The sequence below is a fragment of the Oceanobacillus alkalisoli genome (assembly GCF_021556485.1).
Classification (GTDB): domain Bacteria; phylum Bacillota; class Bacilli; order Bacillales; family Amphibacillaceae; genus Oceanobacillus; species Oceanobacillus alkalisoli.
On the sequence record NZ_JAKGBW010000006.1, the window covers coordinates 158,441 to 182,367 of the forward strand.

18 protein-coding genes are annotated in these 23,927 nt (G+C 39.8%); 6 read left to right on the plus strand and 12 right to left on the minus strand.

Going from position 1 to position 23,927, the window contains the following annotated elements:
* Positions 1 to 51 precede the first annotated feature (51 nt).
* Positions 52 to 1,533, plus strand: a complete 1,482-nt coding sequence (locus LZD48_RS08255) for an APC family permease (protein ID WP_235762247.1) — start codon at positions 52 to 54, stop codon at positions 1,531 to 1,533.
* Positions 1,534 to 1,733: 200 nt separating this feature from the next.
* On the opposite strand, the gene xsc is transcribed toward LZD48_RS08255, so the two are convergent.
* The 7 genes from xsc to proB form a co-directional block, all read right to left on the minus strand.
* Positions 1,734 to 3,506 carry a sulfoacetaldehyde acetyltransferase gene (gene xsc, locus LZD48_RS08260; protein WP_235762248.1) on the minus strand — a complete coding sequence of 591 codons (1,773 nt, stop codon included), beginning with the start codon at positions 3,504 to 3,506 and terminating at the stop codon, positions 1,734 to 1,736.
* A gap of 16 nt (positions 3,507 to 3,522) precedes the next feature.
* Positions 3,523 to 4,437, minus strand: coding sequence for a selenium metabolism-associated LysR family transcriptional regulator (locus tag LZD48_RS08265; RefSeq protein ID WP_235762249.1), 915 nt, complete (start codon positions 4,435 to 4,437; stop codon positions 3,523 to 3,525).
* Positions 4,438 to 4,475: 38 nt separating this feature from the next.
* Complete coding sequence (locus tag LZD48_RS08270) at positions 4,476 to 5,831, minus strand: aminotransferase (RefSeq protein ID WP_310739800.1); 1,356 nt, start codon at positions 5,829 to 5,831, stop codon at positions 4,476 to 4,478.
* Positions 5,832 to 6,119: 288 nt separating this feature from the next.
* Complete coding sequence (locus tag LZD48_RS08275) at positions 6,120 to 6,842, minus strand: GntR family transcriptional regulator (protein WP_235762250.1); 723 nt, start codon at positions 6,840 to 6,842, stop codon at positions 6,120 to 6,122.
* Positions 6,843 to 6,953: 111 nt separating this feature from the next.
* Positions 6,954 to 8,087, minus strand: a complete 1,134-nt coding sequence (ald, locus tag LZD48_RS08280; protein ID WP_235762251.1) for an alanine dehydrogenase — start codon at positions 8,085 to 8,087, stop codon at positions 6,954 to 6,956.
* A gap of 291 nt (positions 8,088 to 8,378) precedes the next feature.
* A complete protein-coding gene (locus LZD48_RS08285; RefSeq protein WP_235762252.1) occupies positions 8,379 to 9,626 on the minus strand; it encodes a glutamate-5-semialdehyde dehydrogenase in 1,248 nt (415 codons plus the stop codon).
* Positions 9,623 to 10,738, minus strand: a complete 1,116-nt coding sequence (proB, locus tag LZD48_RS08290; RefSeq protein WP_235762253.1) for a glutamate 5-kinase — start codon at positions 10,736 to 10,738, stop codon at positions 9,623 to 9,625. Before proB ends, LZD48_RS08285 begins: the two co-directional genes overlap by 4 nt.
* Positions 10,739 to 11,872: 1,134 nt before the next feature.
* On the opposite strand from proB, the gene ahpC reads away from it, so the two are divergent.
* Positions 11,873 to 12,439 carry an alkyl hydroperoxide reductase subunit C gene (ahpC, locus tag LZD48_RS08295; protein ID WP_235762254.1) on the plus strand — a complete coding sequence of 189 codons (567 nt, stop codon included), beginning with the start codon at positions 11,873 to 11,875 and terminating at the stop codon, positions 12,437 to 12,439.
* A 38-nt stretch (positions 12,440 to 12,477) separates the two neighbouring features.
* Positions 12,478 to 14,010 carry an alkyl hydroperoxide reductase subunit F gene (gene ahpF / locus LZD48_RS08300; protein WP_255770952.1) on the plus strand — a complete coding sequence of 511 codons (1,533 nt, stop codon included), beginning with the start codon at positions 12,478 to 12,480 and terminating at the stop codon, positions 14,008 to 14,010.
* A gap of 74 nt (positions 14,011 to 14,084) precedes the next feature.
* Here ahpF and LZD48_RS08305 read toward each other — a convergent pair whose 3' ends face one another.
* Positions 14,085 to 15,566, minus strand: a complete 1,482-nt coding sequence (locus tag LZD48_RS08305; RefSeq protein ID WP_235762255.1) for a methyl-accepting chemotaxis protein — start codon at positions 15,564 to 15,566, stop codon at positions 14,085 to 14,087.
* A gap of 173 nt (positions 15,567 to 15,739) precedes the next feature.
* Here LZD48_RS08305 and LZD48_RS08310 point away from each other — a divergent pair, with 173 nt between their 5' ends.
* From LZD48_RS08310 to LZD48_RS08320, 3 genes are all read left to right on the plus strand, one after another.
* Complete coding sequence (locus LZD48_RS08310) at positions 15,740 to 16,768, plus strand: ketopantoate reductase family protein (protein ID WP_235762256.1); 1,029 nt, start codon at positions 15,740 to 15,742, stop codon at positions 16,766 to 16,768.
* 145 nt (positions 16,769 to 16,913) lie between these two features.
* Positions 16,914 to 17,705 carry an ABC transporter ATP-binding protein gene (locus tag LZD48_RS08315; RefSeq protein WP_235762257.1) on the plus strand — a complete coding sequence of 264 codons (792 nt, stop codon included), beginning with the start codon at positions 16,914 to 16,916 and terminating at the stop codon, positions 17,703 to 17,705.
* Positions 17,698 to 19,329 carry a hypothetical protein gene (locus tag LZD48_RS08320; RefSeq protein ID WP_235762258.1) on the plus strand — a complete coding sequence of 544 codons (1,632 nt, stop codon included), beginning with the start codon at positions 17,698 to 17,700 and terminating at the stop codon, positions 19,327 to 19,329. The genes LZD48_RS08315 and LZD48_RS08320 overlap by 8 nt, the downstream gene beginning before the upstream one ends.
* Before the next feature lie 63 nt (positions 19,330 to 19,392).
* On the opposite strand, the gene LZD48_RS08325 is transcribed toward LZD48_RS08320, so the two are convergent.
* The 4 genes from LZD48_RS08325 to LZD48_RS08340 form a co-directional block, all read right to left on the minus strand.
* Complete coding sequence (locus LZD48_RS08325) at positions 19,393 to 20,472, minus strand: M20 family metallopeptidase (RefSeq protein WP_235762259.1); 1,080 nt, start codon at positions 20,470 to 20,472, stop codon at positions 19,393 to 19,395.
* A gap of 48 nt (positions 20,473 to 20,520) precedes the next feature.
* Positions 20,521 to 21,570: an ATP-grasp domain-containing protein gene (locus tag LZD48_RS08330; RefSeq protein WP_235762260.1), complete on the minus strand. Its 1,050-nt coding sequence runs from the start codon at positions 21,568 to 21,570 to the stop codon at positions 20,521 to 20,523.
* A gap of 393 nt (positions 21,571 to 21,963) precedes the next feature.
* On the minus strand, positions 21,964 to 22,665 hold the full coding sequence (locus LZD48_RS08335; RefSeq protein WP_235762261.1) for a 4'-phosphopantetheinyl transferase family protein: 702 nt from the start codon (positions 22,663 to 22,665) through the stop codon (positions 21,964 to 21,966).
* Positions 22,666 to 22,674: 9 nt separating this feature from the next.
* The gene (locus tag LZD48_RS08340) at positions 22,675 to 23,913 is read right to left on the minus strand and encodes an MFS transporter (protein ID WP_235762262.1); all 1,239 of its coding nucleotides are present in this window, start codon (positions 23,911 to 23,913) and stop codon (positions 22,675 to 22,677) included.
* Between the last annotated feature and the right edge of the window lie 14 nt (positions 23,914 to 23,927).

Here is a 23,927-nt window from a genome sequence, read left to right on the forward strand (position 1 = left end):
TTTTCATCATAATGAAAACGCTTCCTAAAATAATAAGAGGAGTGAAAAAGAATGGAAAAACGCGAACAGTTGGATCGAAGTTTTAAACCTTCTTGGATTTGGGCAATTGCATTTGGTTCTGCCATTGGCTGGGGAGCTTTTGTGCTACCAGTTGATTGGATGTCTATGGCAGGTCCTTTGGGAGTTATTATTGGCTATACGATTGGAGCCCTTTTGATGATTATTATTGGCGTAAGTTATGGATTCTTAGTTGAAAAGCTTCCGGTATCGGGTGGAGAATTCGCTTATGCTTACTATGGATTGGGCAGATATCATGCCTTTTTATGCGGGTGGTTTTTAACGCTTGGTTACCTATCCATTGTCGCCCTGAATGCTTCAGCTTTTGCACTGCTCTTTAAATTTATCTTTCCTTCTTTTGTTGAACAGGGTTACTTATATTCCATTGCAGGATGGGATATTTACATCGTAGAAATCCTCTTAGCCCTTTCCGTTTTAGTCGTATTCGCACTAATGAATATAAGAGGTGCAAAAATATCGGGTTTTATTCAATTTATATTTGGCGTTTGCCTTATGGGTGGTGTAGTTTTACTAACGATAGCCATGATCTTGCATCCTTCCAGTGCCTTTTCCAACCTTCAACCTGCATTCACACCAGAAGTCAGTGCTATATCAGCCATTATAGCCATTGTGGCCATTGCTCCATGGGCATATATCGGATTTGATAATATACCACAGGCAGCAGAGGAATTTGACTTTTCACCGACAAAAACTTTCAGGTTAATTGTACTTGCACTGCTGTGTGCCGCATTAGTTTATTCCATGACAATTATAGCTACGGCCGTTGGTCAGCCTTGGCTTACTTCCGTAGAACAAGGATCTGCATGGGGTACAGGTCTAATCGTAGAAAATGCCTATGGCGGACTTGGCTTATTGCTGTTGGCCTTTGCATTGATGATGGGGATTTTCACCGGGTTAATCGGGTTTTATTTATCTACGAGCAGATTAGTGTTTGCTATGGGACGTGCAAAAATCCTGCCAAAGGTATTCGGAAAACTTCATACAAAATATAAAACACCGCATGCAGCTATTATTTTTACATTCATTCTCACACTTGCTGCACCTTTCTTCGGCAGACAGTCATTGTTATGGGTCGTTGACATGTCTGCATTAGGTGTAACCATTGCCTATTTCTATACCTGCTTTATCGCATACAAACTATTTAAATGGTCAGATAAAGATACATTTAACCAAGACAGGTTTTCGGTTGTGTCTCCTGTAAGAAAGTTTTTCGCACTGCTTGGTATCATCAGTAGTACCGGGTTTTTCCTTCTCTTAGTTGTTCCCGGTTCTCCAGGCTTTCTCAGCACGCCTTCCTGGATAGCTCTAGGTGTATGGGTTGCATTAGGAGCCATCTTCTTCTTGTTCAGGTATAAAAATTACAGCGCGATGTCAAAACAAGAACTAGACTATCTGATTCTTGGAGAGCACTCTGAAAATATAAAGCCCATTATTAATGAGCAAGCAGTAAAGTAAGGAGATGACTAATCTCCTTTCCTTTCACCGCCAAGCATACGAATGACGCGCTTGGCGGTGATTTTTTTTGAATATCTAAAATAGCAGCTTCTTCTTATTATTATCATCTTGTTACCCATGAAGTTATATTCTATAGCAGGAACACAAACAACTCCCGTATCGCAATATAAACGATACGGGAGTTTATTACTTATCTACCTTTATTTCCATTCCTCATGATCCAGATGCTTATATTTATCTAAATAGCGAGTCGGCATCTTCAGTGCATCTCTTCTGAATGGCGGTGCGAGCTGAGTACCATCCACATAGATATTCAGGACTGCAGCTTTTCGTTTCTCCAAAACTTCTTTCACTACTGGTGCGATATCTTCTGCCTTTTCAATGGTATAACCAAGCGCACCCATCGATCTTGCAACTTCCGCAAACTCTGGTGCTTTAATATCCGAACCAATAAAACGATTATCATAGTAATCCACTTGATTCTTCTTCTCTGCTGCCCATGACTTGTTATTAAATACACAGGCGATGACTGGGATGTTTTGCTCCACTGCTGTACTTACTTCGTGCAGACTCATTCCCCACGCTCCGTCGCCAATAATCGCAACTACCGGTGAATCCGGCTCTGCAAGCTGTGCACCAAGTGCCGCCGGATAAGCAAATCCTGTGTTTCCAAAAGTTAAAGCAGCGATATGACGCCTTGTCTGGTTAAACTTTAGATAAGCGTTGGCAGTGGAAGATACGTTACCAATATCAGTCGAGATAATCGTATTTTCCGGTAATGCTTTCGTCAACTCCAACAATGCACGTCTCGGATTAATCGGATTCCCATCTTCCATGGCAAGATCAACCAATTCCTGCTCCCACTCATCATTAACCTTGCTTATTTCCTGTAAACGACTTGGATTTTTATGAACATCGGGGACCGCGGCTGTCAGTTTTTCATATAGAGCTTCCGTCGCAGCCTTTGCGTCACCGATAATACCTACAGCGACTGGATGGGTGCGCGCGATGTTACGTGGATTGATATCAATTTGGATGATTTTCGCTTGCTTTGGAAAATAATCGATATCATAACACGGCAAGGTACCAAAGACAGAAAGCCGTGTACCAATTGCGAGCACGACATCCGCTTTTTTCAGTGTATGCATTGCTGCTTTAGAACCCATGTAACCAATCGGGCCTACTGCAAGCGGATGATCTGCCGGAAAAGCATCATTATGCATATACGATACAGCAGCCGGTATAGTTAGATGTTCTGCAATTTTGACTACCGTATCAACCCCATCCGCATCTACCGCACCACGGCCAGAAATAATAACAGGATGTTCAGCATTCTTCAGCAATTCCACTGCTCTGTCTAATAATACTGGATCTCCGCTTCCACGAGAGTCAACGCGATATTGGTGTGGCTGTAAAATCTGTTCTTCCAGTTCCCCGTAGAATAAGTCCCGCGGAATATCATATAAGACCGGTCCCCGCTCAGCATAGGCAATACGGAAAGCCGTTCGTAATGTGTCGGCAACCCTGCTAACATGTGTCACTCTTACCGTTTCTTTCGTAATAGCTTTGAAGATAGACACCTGGTCAGCTTCCTGAAAACCATCCCAGCCAATCGTAGGAGTACCGGCAGACGGCGAAATTACAACCATCGGGGTATGCGCTTGATTCGCAGCAGCAACAGATGTAACCATATTGGTAATCCCTGGCCCATTTTGACCAATTACTACCCCTGCTGTTCCGGAAACTCGTGTATAAGCATCCGCCATATGGGCTGCACTCTGTTCGTGTCTTACTGGCAGAAACCGAATTCCCGCTGCTGGGAATAGATCCAGCATATCCATAAATGCAGAACCGACAATGCCGTATACCTCTTGTATTCCTTCTGCCACCAGCGTCTCCACGATAGCCTCACTTGGTGTCATTTTCACTTTCCGGTTTGTTGCCTGCTTCATTTCTGAAGATTGTTTTACCATTTCCAATTCCTCCCTTTTATGAAATCTGCAGTTCAGCTTTGCTTGCCATTTTTTTCAATTCTTCAATAAAGATTTCCGTGGTTGACTTCAATACTTGGTTCCTGCCGTATGCGATATAAAAAAATCGGTAAAAAGAAATATTTTGGATAAGGTGAGCTGTTAACACATTTAACTCCTGCTCTTTCTTAATCGCACTTCTGGAGATAATCGACACACCGAGCCCGGCTTCAACCACTGCTTTAATCGCTTCTGTACTTCCCAGCTCCATTACAATGTTTAAATCCGATTCTGTAAGTCCTGCCTGTTTCAGGTATTGATTAACTACCGCTCTTGTTCCCGATCCCTTTTCTCTTACAATCAGTGGGAGCTGTTTTAATTTCTCTAAAGATACCTTCATGTCTTGCTTCGGTAGATAGGAAGAGGAAGCAATTAAAATAAGTTCATCTTCCATAATTGGTTCCACAATCACATCTGGATCATCGATCGGAGTTTCGATCAGCCCGACATCAATACGCTGATCTTTGATATTGGAAACAATATTATTCGAGTTGGTAATATCTACTTCCATCTGTATCAATGGGTACATTCCTTTAAATATCTTGAGAAATTCAGGTAGTATATATTCACCAATCGTAAAGCTGCATCCCATACTTAATTCACCATAAACTGTATCCTCAATACGCATAATTTCTTTATGTGCCATATCATTCAGACGGATCATCTCACGAGCGTATTTCATCAAAATTTTTGCAGACTGGGTAAGCTCAACTTTCTTTGTTGTGCGCTCGAATAACTTTGTATTTAACTCTTCTTCCAGTGATTTAATTTGTGCAGTAATTGTAGGTTGGGTAACATATAATAACTTTGCAGCTTCAGAAAAACTTCTTTTTTCCGCTACAATCATAAATGTTTTCAGTTTTTCATAATTCATCTTTTTTCCTTCCTATCAATCTCTGACTTGAATTCTAGTTAAATACTGTTAATGACAGACTCCACTGTCTCCATAATAAAATCTAGTTCTTCCTCTGTACTGATCAGTGGCGGTGCAATAATGATGACATTGTTCTGATTTGGCACTGTGTCTCCATTCTTACCGATAATCAATCCTTTTGCCTTGCATTTTCCTAATACCTCACCGATCTTCGCATCATTTAATGGTGTTTTCGCCTTCTTATCCTCTACCATTTCCAGTCCGACAAGAAAACCTACTTGCCTCACTTCTCCTACATTTTTATGCTCGGCTAGCTGCTTGAGCCTGCTTAACTTTGATTCTCCTAAATCGCGGACACGCCGGACAATTCCTTCTCTTTCAATTATTTCGATATTTTTTAATGCAACTGCACATGCTGCAGGGTGTCCTCCGTATGTGGATACATGACGGAAATGATTATCTTCTCCTTTTTCCTTGAAAACATCATAAATTTCTCCACGGACAGCTGTAGCACCCAATGGTAAATAACCACTCGTCAATCCTTTTGCCATCGTGACAATATCTGGCTGTACCCCCTTTGCATGCATAAAACCGAACATTTCCCCGGTTCGTCCGTATCCAGAGACAACTTCATCCATGATAAGCAGAACATTATATTTCTTACAAATTTCTGCTACCTTTTCTATATATTTCATCGAGGGGATGATTACTCCACCGCCTGAAATAAACGGCTCCATGATAAAGGCGCCTACCGTTTCCTCGCCTTCCCAGTTAATCATTTCTTCCAGCAATTGGGCTGCTTTCAGATCTGATTCTTCTTTACTACCATCAAAAATAGACCGATAACTATATGGCGGATAAATATGCAAAAATCCTGGTACCCCCGGATCATACTTATTTCGGCGGTTCGCTTGAGCTGTTGCACTCAATGCACCAAGTGTCGAGCCGTGATATCCCCGATATCTGGATATTACTTTATATTTTTGCGGATTTCCTGTTTGTATGTGATATTGACGGGCAATCTTGAAGGCCGTTTCATTCGCCTCTGAACCACTATTTGAAAAGAATGTTTGATATCTAGAACCTAATAAATCACTGATTTTTTCTGCCAGTTTAATAGCAGGCTGATGATTCATTGTTAATGGAAAATAGGAAAGGTTTTTCAGCTGTTCCGCTGCAGCATCCACAATTTCCTGCCTGCCATGCCCAAGATTTAGACACCATAAGCCAGAGACACCGTCCAGATATTCATTTCCTTCTTCGTCTTTAAACCACACACCCTTACCAGAAGCAGCAACCATCTTTTTTTCATCTGGATTAAAACGATGCATTGCATTCCATAAATGCATAGAATCTTTTTCGGTCGCTTGACTCATTTCTTTTTCAGTTTTCAAATTCCTTCCTCCCATCTATTTCAAAAATACTTTAACAGACACACTTTCAGGAAAATCAGCGTTAATTGCTCACCAACTGTAATCGCTGTCATTTTATAATGACGCATTCTTCATTGAATCTGATGAAAATCTAGATCTACGTTCCCTCCCATTATGACGTCCTGACATTCGTACCAGTTGAAATAAACTGGAGTACACTTAGTATAAATTATCTTATTGCTATTTTCAATATTTTTAACAAATTCAGATATCATAATTTTAAATATGATTTATAAAAATTTTTTATGATTATCTACTTTTACGGGATAAATGAATTGTAAACCGGTACAGGTCACTACGGTAATAAGCCTCCTCGTATTCAATCACATTTCCCGAAACATCTTTGATGATTCTTTCTGCAATTATTGTCCCTGCGTTTTCAGGCACTTGAAGATAATTTCGATCTTCCTCCAATAATGTTCCACTGCTGATGATTTGTTTTGCATCAGCAAATTGAATTCCAAGCTTGTTTTCCACCAGATCATATAAAGTAGCATCGTTCAGCTCGTGTTTTACCAACTCTTCTCCGATTCCCACTGGATAAAAATGTCGTTCTACTCCAATCGCAGTATCATCTGCATAACGCACTCTTTTTATAAAATATGCTTTCTCAAAGCCAGATATTTCCTGAATATATGCTGGAGGAACGGTAATATAGTGATCAATTAATTTTGCCCCTGGCTTCATCCCTAGATTCTGTATGGTTTCCGTCGTACTGCTCAAATGCCCTAGCCACTCATCTATTGGTCTTAGAGAAACAAATGTCCCTTTTCCATGTCTTTTTTCTAGAATACCTTCCATTACGAGAAGATTGATCGCCTCTCTTACCGTGCTTCTGCTCGTATCATATTCTTCCATCAGTTGTCTCTCACTTGGAATCTGTTCCTTGTAAATCCCTTTACTGATTTGATCTTCAATTTCTTTTTTTAATTGAATATGCAATGGGATAAAGCTTTCATAATCCAATTCCATCTAATCTCCCACCTCTTATTCCCACTTGGTTTCTCTTTATATCATACTTGAACTGGACTATGTTCTCAAATTCAATAAAACGAACACAGGATTCTGACAGTAGCCTTCTTGCTAACGATAGGCTCTCTTATTTTCCAGCAAACTGGTAATTGGTTTATAATCCAGATTATGTGCTTGAGCAACCGGCTGGTACGTTACAAGGCCATCATGTGTATTGACACCCTTCGCAAAAGCTTCATTTATTTTCACAACTTGCTTCAATCCTTTATTTGCTAGTAGCATACCATACTGACTCGTGACATTCGTTAAAGACATCGTTGCCGTTCTTGCTACAGAACCGGGGATATTGGCTACCGCATAATGCAGAACATCGTGCTTTACATATATTGGATCATCATGAGTCGTCACCCGATCAATAGTCTCAATCGATCCCCCCTGATCAACGGCTACATCAATGATAACGGAAGCGGGAGACATGTCTTTCACCATTTCTTCAGACACAAGCTGAGGTGCTTTGGCTCCTGGTATCAACACAGCACCGATCAATAGATCCGCATCTTTTACAGCGCTTCTAATATTCAATGGATTGGACATCAAGGTTTTAACCCTGCCGCTAAATAGATCATCCAATTCACGCAGACGCTTCGTGTTAATGTCGATAATCGTTACGTTTGCCCGAAATCCTACAGCCATTTTGGCTGCATTTGTCCCGACTGCACCTCCACCAATAATCACGATATTGGCTGGATGAACACCAGGTACACCGCTGAGCAAGACACCTTTACCACCTTTCGTATTTTCCAAAAAGTGAGATCCGATCTGAACAGACATTCGTCCGGCAATTTCACTCATCGGGGCAAGTAGCGGGAGTTCACCGCTTTCTTCCTGGATCGTTTCATAAGCAATCGCTGTAACCTTCTTCTCTACCAAATGCTCGGTCAGTTCCGGTTCTGCAGCTAAGTGAAGAAAGGTAAACAATATGAGTCCTTCACGTAAGAAAGTGAATTCCTCTGGTTGTGGCTCTTTCACTTTCATCACCATATCCACATTCCAAGCTTCTCCTGCTGTTTGCACAATATTTGCACCAGCTGCTTCATATTCGGCATCTGAGAATCCACTTCCATTTCCAGCAGCTGTCTCCACATAAACATCATGACCTGTATTAATAAACATCGTCACGCTGGATGGCGTTAATGCAACGCGCTTTTCGTTGTTTTTCGTTTCTTTAGGAACTCCAATAATCATTTATTCCCCTCCATTTCTTTTCAATAGCAAAATCAGATACATCCGCACGTGCGTACCACTGCTCCGTGGTTACCTATTAGTATATAAATCTAATTAAAATAGGTCAAATTATTTTGTTAATTCTGTTATTTTAAATCTCTATAAGGCTGATTAAGTTTTTTAATAAACTCTAAGTATACATACCTTTGAACGCACTAGACAGAAAATGGCCAAAGAAACAGTGAGCCTGCCCCTTTGGCCTATATACTTCAAGAGATGGCGGAACAAATCTTTTCCAGTATCTCTTAAATATTAACTTCTAACTTGCCCGTCCCCTGTAATTTGTACTTTACTCGACGTCAATGCTTTCAGTCCCATTGGCCCTCTTGCATGTAACTTCTGCGTACTTATCCCGATTTCAGCTCCATATCCAAACTCGAATCCATCCGTAAAACGAGTCGATACATTATGATAAACGGCAGCAGCATCGACATGCTGTAAGAACATATCTGCATGCTGACTGTCCTCCGTAATAATCGCTTCAGAATGCTTTGTTCCATATTGATTAATATGTTCGATTGCTTCCTCTGTTGAATCTACTACTTTAACACTCATGGCATGTCCAAGGTATTCATTCGCCCAGTCTTCTTCCGTTGCTTCTTGTGCCGCAGGGAAGCTTTCGCGAACGCGCTCATCAGCATAAATCTGGACATCGTTCGCTTTCAACTTCTCTAAAAGCTCCTCGCCATGGTTCTCGAACCAGGTAGCATCGATTAAAAGCGACTCGATCGCATTACAAACGGATGGGCGTTGCAGTTTTGCATTCAGAACAATCTCTTCTGCCATCGGTTGCGTTGCTGTTTGATCGATAAATACGTGACAATTTCCGGCACCCGTTTCAATTACCGGTACGGTAGCTTCTCGAACGACTGTATCAATCAGATTTTTACCGCCGCGAGGTATCAATACGTCTAAATAATCATTTAGCCGAAATAATTCGCTGGCTGTCTCTCTGCTTGTATCCTCAATTAACTGCACAGCATCAACTGGTAGCGTACTTTTTTCTAATGCACGGTGAATCGAGTTGACGAGTGCCAGATTGGAATTTTTAGCAGAAGAGCTTCCTCTTAAAATGACTGCATTTCCGGTTTTCAGTGTCAATGTTGCCGCATCGACCGTAACATTCGGTCTAGCTTCATAAATCATCGCCACAACCCCAAGAGGAACACGTCTTTCCTCGATTTTCATCCCATTGTCTTTACGGATCGTTTCAAGGACCTCGCCGATTGGATCGTTCAGCTCGATAATTTGCTCAATGGCAGCAGCAATCCCTTCCAGTCTTTCCTGATTCAACATTATTCGGTCCAACACTGACGAAATGAGACCATTTTCTTTTCCAGCAGTAAGGTCCTTTTCATTTTCTCTAAGAATCATCTTTTGGTCTTTACGTAACTGTTCCGCAATCAAGGCTAATGCTTCGTTTTTCTCCTCTGTTGTTGCACTTGACATGGCATAACTTGCTTTCTTGGCTGCTTTTCCTTTTTGAATCACTTCACTCATGGTAATGCCTCCCCTATTTTTTTTACACTAACCCAACCGTCACGATGGATTACTTCGATAGATGGTGTGACCTTTTCTCTATCGCTATGGCTTTTGATCGTCTGCTCGAGTTCATCAGATGAACAGCTTATTTCTCCTTTTCCAAGTAAATCATGCATTCCATACACATGGACAACATCACCCTTTTCAAAGGTCCCGCTTATTTTTAATATTCCTGCTGAAAGTAAACTGCTTCCTTGATTGGATATTGCTTCTTCTGCTCCTTTATCCACATAAATTCTCCCCATTGCTTCAGAATGGAGCGCAATCCATTGTTTTCTCGTATTGATTGGAGCTTTGGAATGGCTCGCAATATACGTGCCATCGCCATTTCCTTGTAAAACTTGGATGAGTTTATCATGGCCTTTCCCGTGCCCGATAAAGACAGGAACGCCGAGCATCGTTGCGGTTTTGGCTGCGATTAGCTTTGATTTCATTCCTCCAGTGCCTACCTTCGATCCAGTCGAATCTGTATCTTGAATCATCTCTTCTGTTATTCCATCTAAGTAGTCATATTTTACTGCGGCGGGGTTCGTTCGCGGATTTCCATTATAAATTCCATTAATATCTGTTAATATAATGAGCTGATCGGCATGGATAAAGCCACTGACCAAAGCGGATAGCATATCATTATCACCAAATGTCAATTCTTCAACTGATACAGTGTCATTTTCATTGATGATTGGTATTGCGCCTCTTTCCAACAGTTCTGTCATCGTTGCATAAACATTTCGGTAGCGCTCCCGGTCTGAAAAGTCATCCCTAGTTAACAATAATAAGGCTACCGTTATATCGAAGAAACTAAATTTCTCAATATATGTCTGAATCAGCATGCTTTGTCCGATTGCCGCGGCTGCTTGTTTACCTTTTAGGGTTACCGGTCTTGAAGAATAACCAAGTCCGCGGAAACCTGCCGCAACTGCACCTGAAGATACCAGGATTACTTCATGGTTAGCTTCCTTTAGCGCAACAAGTGCACGAACATGTTCATCCAGTTTTTGCTGATCTATTTCACCCTTTTCGTTCGTAAGTGAACTACTGCCGATTTTGACTACAATTCGCTGTCTACGCATTTGCTGTTTCCTCCGTTTACTCGATTAACTCATTACTTTGCAGAATAAAGTGATAAAGTGAAACTTCATTCAGTGGGGATTCCTTTTCTTCCCCACTGCGTGTTAGTTGAACAGAATCAGGGATTTACGGACTGTTTATCCCCCACCTTCACATTTTAGGTTTCCCTCATGGTTAGAGGTGCGGGTATTACAGACCGTTAATCCGTAATAATCTCGTTATAATCTATCAAAAAAAGCTCCCTCATCCTATATTATAAGGACGAAAGAGCTTGCTTCCGCGGTACCACCATTACTTGAATGTATGCACATTCCACTTATCAATAACGCTTGATCTCGCGCCCATGTGTGTGCATGGGACTCAAAAGGCAGGTTCTGCAGGTTGTCTACGGCGGAATCTTTCAGCTTATAAATTCCGTTCTCTTTCATAGCAAGTACTACATACTAATCCTTTGTCACCGTTCGAATATATGGATATTATTATGACTTGGAAAGGTTAAAATGTCAATAGGTAAAGTGATTTATTTACTGGACCTTCATCTATATAAGTCGAAAAATGTAATTACCAAAGGTTGTCCTAGCAATCATAATTTGATTGAAAGCACCCTATGGGACATAAATCGGCTCGGGACATGTGAAGCTGTCTTATAGAAGCGTTCTACTAGACAGAATCTGCTTTAAGTTACTGAAATTGTCTCATAGAAAGAGGCTATAAGACAAAAATAGATGGAAATCTAATAGAATGTCTCATAGACGAGCTCTATCGGACACAATCGGATGGAAATCCCATAAAATTGTCTCATACAAGTGTTCTATCAGACAAAAACAGCTATAAAGTCGTGAATATGTCTTACAAAGGAGTACTGTCGGACAAAAACGAATCTAAATATATTTTTTTGTTCCATAAGCTTCGACAAAATCGTAAGTAGGAATCGGATAGAATGAAAAGTTACTCATTTATTCAAAATACTTCCTCCTCATCATTGTGCACATTTTAACATTCTAACACACTTAAAACGTATTAAATTCACCCTATAAATAAACTAATTCTTTGTTAATGTTGACAATTACATGATATATATTATAATTAGTATGTGAATATATTCACTATGTATATATTTTAAAGGAGGAATATATATGTCATTAGTAGGAAAAGAAATATTACCATTTAAAGCCCAAGCTTATAAAGCTGGAGAAGATTTCTTTGAAGTAACGGAAGAGAAGTTGAAAGGTCATTGGAGTATCGTTGTGTTTTATCCTGCAGACTTTTCTTTCGTTTGTCCAACTGAACTGGAAGATGTTCAAGATCAACTACCTGAATTACAGAAACTTGGTGTAGAAGTATTTTCCGTTTCCACGGATACTCACTTTGTTCATAAAGCGTGGCATGACCATTCCGATGCAATTAGTAAAATCACTTATACGATGATTGGCGACCCATCACAGCAAATCTCCCGCAACTTTAATGTTCTGGATGAAGAAGCTGGATTGGCCCAACGCGGAACATTCATTATCGACCCCGATGGAGTTATTCAAGCAGTTGAAATTAATGCAGACGGAATTGGCCGTGATGCAAGTACGCTGATTGATAAAATCAAGGCTGCACAATACGTGCGTAAAAATCCAGGCGAAGTTTGTCCGGCAAATTGGAAGGAAGATGAGGAAACATTGAAGCCTAGCCTTGACTTAGTAGGTAAGATTTAAATCTTTCTACACTTGAGCTTATATAAGGAGGGTTTTTATTGTTAGATGCAGATATTAAGCAACAATTGAAACAATATATGGGGCTTATGGAAAATGATGTCGTTCTTAAATTGAGCGCAGGTTCGGATGATTTGTCCACTCAAATGACAGAATTGGTTCATGAGCTGGAAGCACTATCTTCAAAAATTAAAGTGGAAAAAACGAAGCTTGAACGAACACCTAGTTTCAGCATTAACCGTCCAGACGAAAATACCGGCATTGCATTTGCCGGTCTTCCGCTTGGCGAAGAATTCACTTCCCTCGTCCTTGCTCTTCTTCAAGTTAGTGGACGGGCTCCAAAAGTGGATGAGAAACTAATTGATCGTATTAAAAAGCTCGATGGAGATTACCACTTTGAAACATATGTTAGCCTTAGCTGCCATAACTGCCCAGTTGTAGTACAGGCATTAAACGTAATGGCAGTCTTAAACCCTGGCATTACTCACACGATGATTGAAGGCGGCGCTTTTAAAGAAGAAGTCGAAAGCAAAAATATCATGGCTGTCCCTACCGTCCACCTCAATGGCGAAGAATGGGGCGGCGGACGTATGGAGCTTGAGGAAATCCTAAATCAATTAGGAAGCACAGCCGACCAATCCGAGTTCGAGGATAAGGAACCTTATGATGTGCTCGTTGTCGGGGGAGGACCAGCAGGCGGCAGTGCTGCCATCTATGCTGCAAGAAAAGGCATCCGCACTGGGATGGTTACAGACCGGTTCGGCGGACAAATTCTCGATACAAGCTCGATTGAAAACTTTATCAGTGTAAAAGAAACGACTGGTGACTCGCTCGCTGCCAGCATTAGACAGCATGTCGATGAATACAATATCGATATCATGAATACACAACGCGTGAAAGATATTGAGAAAAAAGATGACTTCATTGAAGTGGAACTGGAAAATGGTGCAGTTTTACAAAGTAAGACAGCTATTATTACTACCGGTGCCCGTTGGCGAAACGTCAATGTACCTGGTGAAGAAGAATACAAAACAAAAGGTGTAGCATATTGCCCACACTGTGACGCTCCTTTATTTGAAGGTAAAGATGTTGCCGTAATTGGTGGCGGAAACTCCGGTATTGAAGCAGCAATCGATCTGGCCGGAGTCGTGAAACATGTTACAGTGCTTGAATTTATGGACGAACTGAAAGCCGACTCCGTATTGCAGGAGCGCTTGCACAGCCTGCCCAACGTAACAGTAATTACCAGTGCTGCGACAAAAGAAATTCATGGCGATGGCTCGAAAGTTACCGGTCTTACCTACACAGACCGCGCGGCAAATGAGGACAAACATATTGAATTAGATGGTGTCTTTGTTCAAATCGGTCTTGTGCCGAATACAGAATGGATGAATGATTCCATCGAGAAAACGGGAATAGGCGAAATTATCGTGGATAAACAAGGTGCAACAAACATTCCAGGAATTTTCGCTGCCGGTGACTGTACAGACAGCGCCTATAAACAAATCATCATTTCTATGGGAGCTGGCGCAACAGCTGCGTTAGGTGCCTTTGATTATTTGATCAGAAATTAAAAAATTGGAGTCGAGAGGTTGCCTTTCGACTCCAGTTTTTTATCATTCACCCCATTGATGAAAAATCCTTCTCTCTAGTCCTCAACCACAATCCGGTTCAGCTCCCCACTCAACTTCGTAATCTCCTCAATCGACTCATTAATATTCGCAATCAATTCATGTTCACTTTCAATCGTAGCAACAATTTCCTCCGTAGCTGATGCATTCTCTTCAGAGATGTTTGCTACACTTTCTATTTGAGCTTGGATATCTTTAAAGTTTCTTGTCGATGATTGTATTTCTTCCATCCCTGTAGCGAGCTCTTCATTTGTATATTGGAAAGAATCTCTTATCTCTGCAAAATAAGAAGAAATTTCTTCTACTATTTTTTCCCCTTCTTTAATGGCAGATTCACCTTTTAGTGATCGATCATGCGCATTTCGCGATTTATCGAAGAGTTCAGTCGTTACCTTTTCAATATCAACGGTGATATTGGCGCTTTGTTCCGCTAATCTCCGAACCTCATCCGCTACAATCGCAAAACCTCTTCCATGTTCACCAGCACGAGCCGATTCAATCGCAGCATTCAGCGCTAGTAGGTTCGTCTGATCTGCAATATCTTTTATCCCCTGTAAGAGCGAATTCACGGTTTCTAGACTTGTCTGCAGATCATTTACCGTGACAGCAGTCGTGCTAATCGCAGTATTGACGGTGGACATATGATTATTCAGCTGGTTGATCTTCTGCCAGCCTTCTTGCACGTTTTCGTTCATCGCCTCTGATTTATTTGCAATATCTTGAGAGATAGAAATCGACCGATTGGCACGTTCCACCGAATCACCCATCGATTCACTAATGGAACTGATACTACTTGCTTCTTCTTGGATACCAGCGGCCATTTCTTCCACTGAATGGTTTATTTGGTAACTGGAATCGTAAATCGTTGTAATATTTGTGTTTAAATGATCGATATTTTCATCCAATGTATTCGTATTTTCCTCAATCATATGCATCGTTGCTTGTAATCGCTCTGTCAAGCGCTGGGCTTCCATTTCCTTGCGATACGATTCATCGATTAGTTCTCTTCCCCATTTCGTCAAGAGATAGAGAGCAACCATGATCCCATTAATTAACGCAAGTACCGTAATAAATCCTTTAAAATCACTATCGATTCCGAGCAGCTCTTCCGATTTGCTCAAGTAAGTTACGATAAAAGCAAGATTAACAACTCCAATAAATATAAGTAGAAGGCCTTCTTTAAAATAGAGTGTCACCATCGCGATAGACAATAAAATAATGTAATGCTTATTTAAGGCGAAACCATCTAAATAAAACATTGCAGTTGCAACAACTAATGGCAGTAAAGCGAAGATTAATCCTTTTACATAAGGTGGAAACCGTAGAAAATAGTTAGCAACTGATAAAACAATAACTAATACTCCCGCTATGATAATACTAACCGTATCCTCCACGCCTCGTGAAGAAACAATTGGTACTACTAAAAGTAAAACGATTGCTATCATCAGAAATAAATTAACCTTATGAACGCGTTGTGTGTTATATGTATCTTGTTTCATGCCAATCTCCTTTTTCTAATTTTTCATATATCACGCTTTTATTATCGGTTATCTGGGGATCAAAGTTAAATCAAACTATAAATATACGTATCTATTCCTCACGCATGATTTTTCCAAAAAAATACAGTATACTATCCTATGGTAACACAACTTAAGAACTAGGAGGAAATAATATGAAAATCGCGATTATGGGTGCAGGATCCTTAGGAACAATTATTGGTGCCTACCTTTCTAAGCGCAATGAACTAGTCGAGTTAATCGATGTCAATCAGGCGCATGTGGATGTCTTGAATCAGTCGGGTGCTACAATTACTGGTACGATAAATGAAACAATCGCTGTAAAGGCAATTACACCGGACAAAATGGAAGGGCATTATGATTTAGTACTTTTATTAACGAAACAAATGTATAATACAGAGGTTTTAGAAAACCTTGAACCCCACTTAGATGAGGACAGTATCGTTCTTTCATTACAAAATGGGGTCCCAGAGGATTCGTTAGCAACTGTTCTAGGGAGGAAACGAATAGTAGGCGGATCAGTTGAATTTGGTGCAACATGGGTCGAGCCTGGAGTATCAGAATTAACGACAGCTGCGGAGGCATTCCAAGCAAATGCTTTTCAAATCGGTGAGTTAGATGGAACAACTACAGAGCGCATTCAGCAAATTAAAGGAATCCTTGATGGTGTAGGTAACACAACAATTTCTGCAAATCTAATCGGAACAAAGTGGGCTAAATTATTAGTAAACGTTGCGATGAGTGGTATGTCTGCTGTATTAGGCTGCGCATATGGGGATGTATTAAAGAATGAAATAGCAGTAATGAGTGCCGTCATGTTAGCCGATGAAACGATTAAAGTTGGTACTGCATCCGGTGTCGAGTTTGACGAACTTGCCGGATTTAATTTAAATATCTTTAATATTGCTACAGACAAAGCGAATCTCCCGCAAGCTATTGGCTTTACGAAAAAAGCATTTGCTCCACAAGCTTTACTGAAAGCTAGTATGCTGCAAGACCTTGAGAAGAAACAAAAAACGGAGATTGATTATATAAATGGGTTCGTATCTGCAAAAGGAAAGGAAGTGAACATCAGCACTCCGTTTAATGATTTGCTCGTGCGATTGGTGAAGAAAGCGGAGGAAGAAAAAACGCTTCCTGATTTTGAAGAAAATCTTGCTTACTTTGAAGCATTGCTATCCTAATTATCAATATGCATTAACAAGAATAGTGCCAAATCCTTTATATATATGTCTATATTCATACCTCTAGACACCATTGCATTCCGCTTCTCACCTTGTTATGTTAGAAGAAGAAAATACAGACAAGGGGAAAGCGAGGTATAAAGGGATGAAAGAGAAAGTATTATCACTGCAGAATCTCAGAATGAGTTATCCCGACAAAGACGTTTTGAACGGGATTAATCTAGAAGTCTACCGGGGACAAATCATCGGATATATCGGCCCAAACGGTGCAGGAAAAAGTACGACATTAAAAATCATGCTCGGATTAGTCGATGGTTATGGCGGTGTCGTCGAAATATTTGGTAATAATATTGCATCAAGTGATCCTACATATAAACAAAAAATTGGTTATGTACCCGAAAATGCGGAGATTTACGATAATCTGACAGCTGCTGAATATCTCACATTTATCGGTGAAATGTATGGTATGAACAGGGAAGTTGCGGAAACGAAAGCATTGAGTCTTCTCGAAGAATTTGATATGGGAGAAGTTTTCCATTCGAGAATCTCCTCTTTCTCTAAGGGAATGAGGCAAAAGGTTCTGATCATCTCCAGCCTATTGCATAATCCGGATTTGATTTTTCTGGATGAGCCATTGAGCGGATTGGATGCAAACAGTGTGATGGTTATTAAAGATATGCTGGAAGCCTTAGCTAACCAGGGTAAAACGATTTTTTATTCGTCTCATATTATGGATGTGGTTGAGAAGATAAGTAATCGCATTGTTCTCTTAGTGAACGGTAAAATTGCTGCGGATGGTTCTTTTGATGAACTGAAAGAGCAAAGTGAGGCAGGTTCGCTTGAAGCGATTTTTAATCAATTAACGGGATTTGATGAACATCAAGAAACAGCGAAAAAAATTGTCTCTATTGTAACAGAGGATGAGCAAGATGAGTGAAATCCGTATTTTAAATGTGCTTGATATTTTCCAATCGGTTTTCCGCAAATTAAATATTAATTATGATGTTATGCGAAAAATCCTTGAAATAAAACTCACCATGGATGGTCGCCGGGTTCCAACCATTCTCAATAATGCAAAGAAAAAGGAAGGGAATCAGTTTCTTAAATCATTATGGATTTATGGGATATATGGTGTTCTCCTTCTTCCATTTGGATTTTTGGGTGATAATTATTTTTTCCAGGTAAGTATCATAGCGGGAGTTGCCATGTTCATCCTTGCGACATCACTAATCTCAGACTTTTCTTCTGTACTTCTGGATATCCGTGATAAAGTGATTTTGAATACAAAGCCGGTGGATAATCGGACGATTCATGCAGCTAAATTTTTTCATGTTGCAATTTACTTGACGCTGCTTACTGGGGCATTCATCTCGATACCAGCAATCGTATTTCTTTTTACAAAAGGTTTTATTTACTTTCTTCTATTTTTTATAATCATTCTATTAATCGACCTTTTAGTACTAGCTTTCACTGCATTAATCTATATGCTAGTACTACGATTTTTCGATGGGGAAAAATTGAAAGATATTATTAACTACATGCAAATATTACTTGCTGTGGGAGTTGTGGTCGGCTATCAAATCATTATAAGGTTATTCGATGTTGTAGATTTCGAGTATGTATATGACTTTAGCTGGTGGCATGTATTGATCCCGCCAATATGGTTCAGTGCACCATTTGAACTCGTGTTAAATCACAATTATACGAGAGAGATTATCATTCTTTCTGTTTTAGCCATATTAGGACCGCTCCTATCGATTTTCTTCTATTATTTGTCTATGCCGGCTTTCGAACGGAATTTGCAGAAGCTGATGGAAGAATCAAGTACGAAGAAGAAGAAAAAATGGACACCAAATGATCTGTTCGAAAAGTTAATTTGTTTTAGCAAAGAGGAAAAAGCATTTTACCGCTTTGCTTCGATTATGATAAGCAGGGAAAGAGATTTTAAATTAAAAGTTTACCCTTCATTGGGAATGGCACTTGTATTCCCATTAATCTTCCTTTTTAACAATTTGAGCTTTCAGACACTGGAGGAATTAGGGCAAGGAAAATCCTTTTTAACGATTTATTTCTCCATTATTATTATTGGGACCGTTGTTCATATGCTGCAGTATTCCGCGAAATATAAAGCTGCATGGATTTTCCGCACAACACCGATCCAAAAGCATGCTATCGTCTATCGTGCGGCTTTAAAAGCAATGTTTGTGAAACTGTACTTACCGATTATCTTTGTGCTGTCGATTCTTTATATCTGGATATTTTCCATTCGTATCCTGCCTGATTTAGCAGTTGTTTTTATCATCGCTTTATTGCAGATGCTTATCGCTTATAGGCTATTTAATAATGGAAAGTATCCGTTTACCGAGCCGATTGAAACGACCCAGCAAGGCGGTGGTACTGCGGGTATCGTTATCCTGTTAATGATTTTTATTGGGATATTTGCGCTTTTACATTTCTTAATCTCCCTTTTACCTTTTGCAATTTATGGTTATTTAGCGGTTCTTATCGTAGTTACGGCGATTTTATGGAACGTGACGTTTAGGGAGAAGTTAGCAAAATAAAGGACAGTCCTAAACCGTTTTAATCGGTAAGTGGACTGTCCTTTTTCTTCTGCTTATCGGCTTCTATCGCAAGTTATCCTCCAGATTTAAAATAAAATCCACCAGCACGTCCTGATATTCTCTCACTGAATCGACATAAACCATTTCGTTCTCCCCATGCCAATCACTGCCGATGGGGCCAAATTCTACAGCGGCGCCTCCGTACTCGGTAAAGTACTGCCCATCACTGGAGCCATGCTGACCGAATAAATTAACTTTTTCCAGATGCGTAATTCGTTTAATTGATTCGCCCAATGCTTCCACATAAGGATTGTCTTCTTTTGTCTTGATTGGGTTATTGCGATTATGAATAGAAAGGCTGCAGTCTGTAATTTCCTTAATCTGATGAACGATATCTTCCAGAGATTGATGCGGCAGATATCTGATATCCAGTGACATCTCACACTTTTCCGGGACTTTATTATAAACGGTTCCTCCTTTGATCTTTGCGAGATTGATAGAGGGCTTCGTAAACATGGATGAACTTTCTTGTGCAAAAGGCAGCTCTAAAATTTCTTCAAAAAGATCTATCGCTTTCGTGATTGCATTCGCACCTTCCCAAGGACGGCTTCCATGTGCGGGTTTTCCCGGAACAGTAATATCAAGCTGGAGCACTCCTTTAGATTGAATGCCAATCCCAAGGTTTGTTGGTTCACCACAAATAATAAAGTCTCCCAAATAACCTTTTTCTGTTAAATACTTGGTGCCGTTCCTGCCACCAGTCTCCTCATCCGGGACGATCTGAAGCATAACGTTGGATGTTAATTCCATATCCTTCAATTGAGCAGCCGCAACCATTGAAGCGGCCACTCCTGCTTTCATATCGGCTGTACCACGACCATACATTTTCCCTTCTTCCGTATAAGGCTGAAATTGCCTGTCCTCTGCTTCGATAACGTCGATGTGTCCGTTTAAAACAATCGTAGAATCACCTTGTCCTAGTTCACTAACAAGCATATGAAACCCGTGGTTTTCTAATTTTTTAACCGGGACGCCTTGGTTTTCCAGCCATTGTTCACAATAAGCAATTGCCTTGTTTGCCCCTGCTTTTGTCGAACTGTCTATTTTAATTAGGTCTTTTAATAAGGGAATTGGGTCACCCATTTTATCCCTCCTACTACTAAAATTTCAACGAATGTTTTACAATACATGCTATTCTTCAAGTGCCTTCATGACTTTTCGTTTATTTATGGGTACAACGATGTCATGGCGTGCCAGCTCGATGTTAGGCTTTTGATGCAGCCACTCTTCTTGTATCTCTTCTCCTGCAGTTAAAGCAAGGATTGCAGATGGAATATCGGCTCCTGCTAAATGGGTAAATGCATAGCCGCCGCCAAATCGGGGATTAATGTCAATCACGTAATAATCTGTCCCATTAAAATAAACATCCGTGTTCATATAGCCTGCATGGCCAAATCCTTTACCCAGCTGCTCGGCAATATCCCTTAATTCCGGTATATTTACGGTAATACATCGGTCAATATCCCCGCCCCTCATCCCTAATTGCTTCCTAGCAAAAGATGTTAGGAACTGACCGTTTAAATCGTTAAACATATCGACACTGAATTTATCCCCTTCAATCACTTCTTGAATAATGATATTATCTTCCGATTTTCTCGAAGTATCTCCAGCAAGGGGACTTTCTTTAATTTCTTGAATAGCGTGCTGGTAAGCAAATTCCATATCCTCGACATTATCAATGATTTCAATGCCTATTGAAGCAGAACCATTACGGGGCTTCATGATTAATGGAAAGAATACCTCCTGTTTTTCCAATGCTTTCTTTGCATCTTCTACATGAAAGTAGGAAAGCGGAGATTTAACATCGAACGGTTCCAGCAGTTCCTTGTACTTTCCCTTATCCCGAACCTTTTCTACAACAGTGGAATTCGGTGCAAATACGGATACACCTAATTTCTCGAGTTCTTTTTTATGCTCCGATATTTCCGGCACTTCCCAATCATTCAATGGGACTAGACAGTCCACATCATGTTTCTTACAAATCTCGATAATAGCTTCCATATAATTGGTATCCGTTTGTTCAGGTATTACATAGTTTTCGTCCCCCGCTTGGAGCGACGGGGCATTGTACTCAGGATCAGCAACAATTACTTTCCCTTCGATTTCAGCTTTTTTTAAAGCGTCTTTAAAAAAACCTACCAAGTCTATCCTTCTTGCTGTTGATGTCAATAAGATGTTCAACTTGTTCAGCTCCTCGTTGTTTATATCATTTTTTCAGAAACAAGATATTAATATTTACCCAGCATGGTAAACTTTAATCTTTCCCTTTATTCTTAATACTCACAACTCAGGAGCCTTTACATTTCCTATCTTATATTGCAGTGATTAGCGGGAACAGCAATAAACTATAACTACTATATTGAAATAGACAATTTTCGCTATATGAGAAGGGTACATAGAGAGGTTTTTGTGTTTGCGGAAGAGCTAATGATTTTAATAGCAATACCCCCACCTCTAAATAGAAGGGTAATTCAAAATGTGCAGTTGGAGGATAAACAGTCCGTAAATCCCTGATTCTGTTCAACTAACACTTAGTGGGGAAGAAAGAAACCCTCCACTAAGTGAAGTTTCACTTTATGTCTTCAGATTCAATCTAACAGGCTTATCAATGTAATCCACAATTTCCTCTATCGTCAGTTCTTGAATCCTACTATTAAATTTATTGGTTTCTGACACAACTGAAATTAAATAATCATCTTTTTTTGAACTAAAATAATGCGCAGACGGAAAGTTATTTCTTGATTCATCTGATACAATTTGTTGATCCAAATCAATTTCAATTTGATTTAATGGTAAATGTAATCCCATTCCTAACAGCTTGACATAGCCTTCTTTGATCGTCCACAGTTTATAAAAACGGTCTAGTTGCTTCATTTTTATCCCATTCACTACATAGTTCCTTTCCTTATTTGTAAATATCATTTCACTCAATTCAAGAAAAGAGTCGATTGGGATAATTTTTTCAGCATCAATTCCGATTGGATGATTATCGAAAGCTACAAATACACCTTTTTCAGAATGAGAACAATTAAAATGGCAATCCACCACATCAATAGATGGTTTTCTATAAGCATTATAAACATAATTGATTTCTTGAAAAGGAATAGCATATTTTCTGCTAATAACTGTTCTGGTTATCATATCCCCAAGCAAAGATTGTTTCTTCTGGAGATTATCTTTTATCTTTTTCACTCGTTCTTTTTTTGTGATCTGGAGCCACTTTTCGATTATACGATCCGTCATCGTACCGTCAATCTTGCAGTAATAAATTTCCATGTTTATTTTTCACCCACTCATAGGTTTCCATTTGAAGTATAGAAAGAAAAGCAAGCTAATCATCATCAAGATTCCTGCATATATCATCACGACTGTATAAGCAGCAAACTGTTCAAACATGAATCCAATTAAAAATTGTCCTAGTGGAATAACAGCTGTCACAAGGGCAATTACAACAGAATTTACTCGCCCCAGCAAATGCCTCGGTGTCATTTTTTGAATCACAGCGTTTAAATTTACGTTTAAAATGCCGAAAATCGCACCAATTCCTAGTAATACACCACATAAAAGTAGCAGGACATAAATCGTTTGTTCAATATAACCAGCGGAAAAAATGGTAAGCCCCTTTCCTGCGACAGAAATTCCAGCTAGAAAGAGTGCAGCGATAATAAACTTTCTTAAGCTATGCTTCTCGAAACTATTCGCTAAGACTGCTCCGACAATCAGCCCTAGAATAATAGAAGCTTCACTGATACCAAATTGAATATCTGTAAAGTGTAAAACTTCCTTTGTGATATAAGGAATACCTATCGTATAAAGCGGCATGATAATCAAATTCACCAATAAAGACACAATGGCGATGACCAACACGAGATTCTCGTTTTTCAAAAATTCGAGACCGGATTTAAAATCGATAAAAAACTGCTTCCACGTTTTTTTATGCTCCTCTGGCTTATCCATCACAATGAAGCATTCAAAAAATGCCGCAATGAAAAAGATGCAAGTTACGATGGATAAAATAAACTCTAAACCAAAAAAACCATAAATAATCCCAACAATTAAGGGGGAGAATAAGTTTCCAAATGTTGTCGCCAATGTGTTCACCGAGTTTGCTTTTACAATTTGCTCCTCTTCTACAAGTAAAGGAATCGATGAACTCACTAATGGAGTGTACATACCACTAATTACTGAATATAGTAATAAAATTACTGTGACGGATAAAACATCCATTTGTCCCTGAAGCACCATGTAGATTCCGATAAATCCTAGCAGTCCACTACATACGTCGTAAATCACCATTAAATATTTCTTATTAAACCAATCCGAGAATACGCCCGATGTTGGAGTGAGAACAACAGACGGGATATAGGCAATCGCAATAATTGAAGCGAAAAGTACTTCTGATTGTGTCATTTCTAGCAAATATAATGCAAACGAATAGCGCAATATCAAGGTAGCCATTAAAGAAGCAACTTGGCCGCCGACTAAGAGTACAAAATTCTTATTTCCTGCTAAACTATTCTGCACCTGTCTCCTCCATT